At 64.8% G+C, this 4,253-nt stretch carries 3 protein-coding genes; all 3 read left to right on the top strand.

The features are described 5' to 3' along the window. A partial coding sequence (locus PHE40_RS10710; RefSeq protein WP_299961599.1) for a YbhN family protein occupies positions 1-987 on the top strand: 987 nt, incomplete at its 5' end. Beyond that, positions 984-2,369, top strand: coding sequence for an aldehyde dehydrogenase family protein (locus tag PHE40_RS10715; protein WP_299961600.1), 1,386 nt, complete (start codon positions 984-986; stop codon positions 2,367-2,369). The genes PHE40_RS10710 and PHE40_RS10715, both read left to right, overlap by 4 nt. A gap of 336 nt (positions 2,370-2,705) precedes the next feature. Continuing rightward, positions 2,706-4,253: 2-isopropylmalate synthase (locus PHE40_RS10720; protein ID WP_299961602.1), on the top strand; the 1,548-nt coding region annotated here is incomplete at its 3' end.

Genomic DNA, 4,253 nt, shown 5'->3' on the forward strand with positions numbered 1-4,253 from the left:
CTAGCCCGCCTCCCGCGCCATGACACCGCCATGAAACAGCGCGCGCTGAAATATATCCCGCCCGGGCTGGGGCTCATCGTCCTGGCGGGGGTGATCATCGGCCTGCGCGGCGCGCTCAAGCGCATCAGCCTGGGCGATGTCCTGGCCGCCGTCGGCGCCACCCCGCGCGTTGAATTCATTCACGCGCTGCTGCTGCTGGCGGCCTCGCTTTGCCTCATGGCGGGGTACGACCTCCCCGGCATCCTCTTTGCCCGCCGGCGCGAGAGCGTGCCCCGCATCGGCGCCCTCCACATCGCCTTCACCTCCTTCTGCGCCTACGCGCTCAGCCATGTGCTGGGTGCCCCCGCTCTTTCCGCCGCGGCCATCCGCCTGCGGCTCTACGCGCAATGGCGTGTGCCCGCCGCCGGCATCGCGCGTATCGTCGCCATTTCTGGCAGCATGTTCACCTTCGGCTTGCTCACCCTGCTCGGCTCCCTGCTGCTGTTCTACCCGGTGGCAATGCCGCTGTTCGGCCACGCCGTTCCCGCCTGGGCATTGCGGGCGGTGGGCGCGGCGCTGGTCTTCGCCATGGCGCTTTATGTCGCCTCGGTGGGCGGGCGCCCCGCGGTCGTCATTTTCCGCCGGCGCCTGGCGCTCCCCGGCCCGCGCCTGGCGCTGCTCCAGGTGCTCTACGGCTGTGCGGACATTTCAACCGCCTGCGCCATTCTCTATGTTGTGCTCCCTGATACACCGGGCCTAAGCTACGCGCATGTGCTGGGGATCTATCTGGCAGCCTTCGCCGCCGGCATTTTCTCCGGCCTGCCGGCCGGAGTCGGGGTGTTCGACTCCGTTCTGCTCCTGGGTCTCTCCGTCTATTTACCACCCGCCACGGCGCTTGGGGCTATCCTGCTCTTCCGTGTGCTGTATTTTCTGGCTCCGGCCTGCGCCGCGGCTTTATGTTACGCTGGCAATGAGTTGTGGACCAACACGAGGAAACGAAGATCATGAGCATGCAGCAGACGATTTCACCGGTGGACGGCAGCGTCTACGCCGAGCGCCCCTTCGCGGACGCGGCGCGGATCGATGCAGTGCTCGATAAATCCGTCGCCGCGCAGCGCCTCTGGGCCGCGCGCGGCCTGGAGGAGCGCGCCGTCCTGGGGCATAAATTCTGCGAGGCCCTGCTGCGCCACAGCGATGAGATCGCCCTCGACCTCGCCTGGTCCATGGGCCGCCCGGTGTCTCAGGCGCCGGGCGAGGTGCGCGGCTGCGTCGAGCGCGCCCGCTTCATGATCGATGCCGCCGCCGAGGGCCTCGCCCCGCTCGATCCCGGCCCAAAATCCGGCTTCAAGCGCTACGTCAAACGCGTCCCGCTCGGCGTTGTCTTCGTCATCGCGCCGTGGAACTACCCGTTCCTCACCGCCATCAACACCATCATGCCGGCCATCATGGCGGGCAACACCGTCGTGCTCAAACACGCGGCGCAAACCCAGCTCATCGCCGAGCGCTTCCAGCAGGCGTTCGATGAAGCCGGCCTGCCCGAAGGCGTGTTCCAGCATCTGCACATCTCCGGCGCCACCGCGGAGGCGCTGGTGAAGGACACCCGCATCGCCCATGTCGCTTTCACCGGCTCGGTTCCCGTCGGCCACGCCGTCTCGCGCGCCGCGGCGGACCGTTTCATCTCCGTCGGCCTGGAACTCGGCGGCAAGGACCCCGCCTATGTCCGCGCCGATGCCGACATCGCCTTCGCGGCGGAAAACCTGGTGGACGGCGCCTTCTTCAACTCCGGCCAGTCCTGCTGCGGCATTGAGCGCATCTATGTGCATGAGGCCGTCTACGCTGAATTCGTCGCCAAGGCCGTGGCGGTCACCGGCCAGTACCGTCTGGGCAACCCGGCCGACCCGGAAACCAACCTCGGCCCGGTCGTCTCCGCCAAGGCGGCGGCCTTCATCCGCGGCCAGATCGAGGATGCCGTCGCCCAAGGCGCGCGCGCCCTCATTGACCCCAGCGCCTTCCCGGCCAACCAGCCTGGCACCCCCTATCTGGCGCCGCAGATTTTGGTCAATGTCACGCATAACATGCGCGTGATGACCGAGGAGACCTTCGGCCCCGTGGTTGGCATCATGAAGGTAGGCTCCGATGAGGAAGCCATCCGCCTGATGAACGACAGTGCTTACGGCCTCACCGCCGCCATCTTCTCCACCGATGTCGCGGCCGTGGAGGCCATCGGCGCGCTGATTGAAACCGGCACGGTCTTTCTCAACCGCTGCGACTATTTGGACCCCGCCCTGCCCTGGACCGGGGTGAAAGACACCGGCCGCGGCCACACCCTCTCCGTCTGGGGCTATGAGCAACTCACCCGGCCGCAGTCGTTCCACCTGCGCCTGCCGTAATTTTACCAACCATTAAACGCTCCCGCATTTCCTCTCCGCCAATATGGCGGGGAAGATTCGCGGTGCTGGTATCGTTATGGGATGAAATGCGGCGCTTCCGGCGGGACCGGCGGGCCGCCACGTTTTAATTTCCCCTTGCGCGGGTAAAACCTTGCGCCTGTCCCAAAACTCTCCTATCTCCCTTTCATGGCTTTCGCCCCTATACTTGCCGGGCTGCTCCTTCGACTTATCCGCCCCTGAGCGCATAAGTCCTTTCGCGCGCGTCCAAACATCGCGCCGCACCGCTCAGGGGAATGCCTAAAATCCACAAACCGGCATTTTTAACGGAATAGAATTATGAGCATCAATCACCCGAATTTCGGCAAAATGGACTCCAGCCGCGTCATCATTTTTGACACCACGCTGCGCGACGGCGAGCAATCCCCCGGCTTCTCGATGAATCTGGACGAAAAACTGCGGATGGCCGAAGCCCTGGCCGAGCTGGGCGTGGATGTGCTGGAAGCCGGCTTCCCGGTCGCCAGCCCCGGCGATTTCGAGGCCGTCAACCGCATCGCCCAATCCATCAAAGGCCCCGTCATCTGCGGCCTGGCGCGCTCCGGCGTGGCGGACATCATCCGTGCCGGCGAGGCCATCCGCCCCGCCGCGCGCAAGCGCATCCACACCTTCATCTCCACCAGCCCCCTGCACATGAAGTACAAGCTGCGCATGGAGCCTGATGCCGTGCTGGAGGCCGTCACCGCCTCGGTCACCCTGGCGCGGGATTTCACTGATGACGTGGAATGGTCCGCCGAGGACGGCACCCGCACCGATATGGAATTCCTGCTGCGCTGCGTGGAAGCCGCCATCAAGGCGGGCGCCACCACCATCAACATCCCTGATACCGTGGGCTACGCCGTGCCCGAGGACATGCTGCGCATCTTCTCCACTGTGCGTGAAAAAGTCCCCGGCGCGGACCAGATCATTTTATCCAGCCATTGCCATAACGACCTCGGCCTGGCCGTCGCCAACACCCTGGCCGGGCTGCGCGGCGGCGCGCGGCAGATTGAATGCACAATCAACGGCATCGGCGAGCGCGCCGGCAACGCCTCGCTGGAAGAAGTCGTCATGGCCATCCGCACCCGGCCGGACGCCAACCCCTACCACCACAATATCGAGACCACGCGCATCCTGCGCACCTCGAAACTGCTGGCCACCATCACGGGGTTTGATGTCCAGCCGAACAAGGCCATCGTCGGGCGCAACGCCTTCGCGCATGAATCGGGCATCCACCAGGACGGTATGTTAAAAAATGCCGCCACCTACGAGATCATGACGCCTGAGAGCGTCGGTTGGCAGAAAACCTCCCTGGTCATGGGCAAGCACTCCGGCCGCGCCGCCTTCCGCGATAAGTTGAACGTCCTGGGTTACGGCGGCATCGGCGACAACGCCCTCAACGACGCTTTCCGCCGCTTCAAGGATTTGGCCGACCGCAAAAAGATCGTCTACGATGAAGACATTGTGGCTTTGGTTGACGATGAAGTCACCCGCGGTCACCAGCGCGTCAAATTCGTCTCGCTGGAAACCTGGGGCGGTTCAAAATGCAAACCCCGCGCCCTGCTGGAACTGGAAATTGACGGCGTTACCCAATCCGCTGACTGTCTGGGCGACGGCCCGGTGGACGCCACCTTCAACGCCATCCACGCGCTCTTCCCCCACACCGCCAACCTGTTGCTGTTCTCTGTAGGTGCGGTCACCGAAGGCACCGACGCCCAGGCCCGCTGCACCGTGCGCCTGGAGGAAGACGGCAAAATGGTCGACGGCCAAGGTGCCGACACTGACACCATCGTCGCCGCCGCCCGTGCCTACGTCCACGCGCTGAACAAGCTGATCACCAAACGCACACGC

The organism is Acidocella sp., from assembly GCF_028687955.1.
Lineage (GTDB): Bacteria > Pseudomonadota > Alphaproteobacteria > Acetobacterales > Acetobacteraceae > Acidocella.